2 protein-coding genes and 1 pseudogene are annotated in these 2056 nt (G+C 31.8%); all 3 read right to left on the bottom strand.

Annotation, left to right across the window (positions count from 1 at the left end):
• Window positions 1-617 (bottom strand): glycine zipper domain-containing protein (locus tag ELQ12_RS09485; RefSeq protein WP_208379399.1); only part of this gene is annotated, 617 nt, incomplete at its 3' end.
• Between the two features lie 448 nt (window positions 618-1065).
• Window positions 1066-1254: pseudogene (locus ELQ12_RS10890) on the bottom strand (hypothetical protein); the annotation flags it as partial.
• Between the two features lie 47 nt (window positions 1255-1301).
• Complete coding sequence (locus ELQ12_RS10885; RefSeq protein WP_306722717.1) at window positions 1302-1694, bottom strand: hypothetical protein; 393 nt, start codon at window positions 1692-1694, stop codon at window positions 1302-1304.
• Window positions 1695-2056 lie beyond the last annotated feature (362 nt).

Raw genomic sequence — 2056 nt, 5'->3', positions numbered from 1 at the left:
TTTAATTCCTCATCTTCATCGCCAAAAATCCGATCATTAATAAAACCCGCCACAAGTGTTCCCACTACTGCACCCACCACTGTCCCAACAATAGGAAAGCTCGAGCCTATAGCTGCTCCAGTTGCTGCACCTGCGGCAATACGAGAAAGTATGGATACGCCAGCTCTAGCTGCGATATTAGATGCTACTCTTGAGCTAGCTATCTTAGTTGCAGCATTAGAAGCAACCCTGCTAGTTTGAGTTAAGGCTTGTTTGGCAACATATTCACTATATTTACTTAATGGAGTTTCATCTATAAATATACTGATACCAACACCAACGCTTGTTTCAGTCAAAGCCCTTACATTGGATTTTCCCTCTGCTTTAGACAGAAAAAAATTCAATATTCCAAAATTCACTACTGTTATTTTATGACGCATGGTTTTCCAAAACAAAGAATCAGCTTTTATATCTAAACTTTTTATCCCTTTTTCAAAAGCCTCAGTAGCAAAACCTCCTGCAATGCCTAGTCCGTAAGGAGCAACATCTCCAAATGCTCCTAAATCCCTTTTATCACTAGGAGTGTTTTGAGTTTCTTTGGAATAAAGCTCTAAACTTCCATAAATATTTTCATTCATCTTTTTTCTCTTTTCTGAGTTCCATTGCTTCTTTAAGGAAAGTGGTATCAATGTCGTTATAACCGCTTACATGTGAAATGATTTTTTCAAATTCTTCATCACTTAAGCTTAATAAATAAGGCATTACATGAGGTTTTATAATGGCATTAACTTTTGTGTAAAGGCTATTTTCTATCCGAGAATCAGGATCAGTACTAAAAATAACATCGGGTTCGCGGTGTTCTTTAACTTTATCTCCGAAGGTGTATATCACTATATTCCCTGGATCTAGCATAGGTGCAAATGGCAAACTACGAGAATATATAAAAAAAGTTCCTAAAGGAAAAACCAAATCATTTTTGATATAATACTCAATCACAAGTTTTTCTTTTGTGATATAAATTCTTTTAATATTTGCCATTTGATAGATATTTTTTACAAGTATATATAACCCAAAAAGAAACATAAAAAAAACTATAAACCATTTATAATCTATTTCTTTGTTAAATATTCTAGGAAACAAATAAAGTGCAAAACACAAAAATACAATATTTGTTATCCAAAAAAGCAAAAATCCAATATGTTTTTTTCTTTCAAAAACAATTTCATCTTGAGTGTTTTGCTCTTTGATTTCTGTGTTATTGTTTGTTTGGCTCATTTTTATCCTTTAAATAAGTTTTAATCTCTTGTATATAAAAAATACTTTCATTCATCCTTTTTCTCTTTTCTGAGTTCCATTGCTTCTTTAAGGAAAGTAGTATTAATTTCGCTAAAACCGCTTACATGTGAAATGATTTTTTCAAATTCTTCATCACTTAAGCTTAGCAAATAAGGCATTACATGGGGCTTTATAATGGCGTTAATTCCTTCACAAAAACCTTTTGTTGGATCATCGCCAGCACTCAACAAACCAGGTTCAAGGTGTTCTTTGATTTTATCTCCAAAGGTGTATATCACTATATGTCCTGGAGAAAGCGCAAATGACATGTGACGATAATACACAAAAAAAGTTCCTAAAGGAAAAACCAAATCATTCTTAATATAATACTCAATCACAAGTTTTTCTTTTGTGATATAAATTCTTTTAATATTTGCCATTTGATAGATCGCTCGTGCAAATACATATATGATTAAAAGAGACATAAAAAAAGCTACAAACCATTTAAAATCCTTAGTATTGTCAAATACCCTAGGGAGCCAATAAAGAAAAAAACATAAAAGTGCAATATATGTTATCCAATAAAGCAAAAACGAAGGTATATCCTTTTTTCCTTCCCAAATGATTTCATCTTGAGTATCTTGTTCTTTGATTTCTGTGTTATTGTTTGTTTGGCTCATTTTTATCCTTTAAATAAGTTTTAATCTCTTATATATAAAAAATACTTTCATTCATCTTTTTTCTCTTTTCTGAGTTCCATTGCTTCTTTAAGGAAAGTGGTATCAATGTCGTTATAACCGCT

The sequence above is a fragment of the Campylobacter sp. US25a genome (genome assembly GCF_004379075.1).
In the GTDB taxonomy this organism is placed as follows: Bacteria; Campylobacterota; Campylobacteria; order Campylobacterales; family Campylobacteraceae; genus Campylobacter_D; species Campylobacter_D jejuni.
Note: the sequence above shows the minus strand (reverse complement) of the source record. Positions and strands in the feature narration are given on the sequence as shown.

Excerpts from the sequence above, each read along its gene's own strand:
- ELQ12_RS10885 (WP_306722717.1), bottom strand. The coding sequence starts at position 1,694 with ATGGCAAATATTAAAAGAATTTATATCACAAAAGAAAAACTTGTGATT.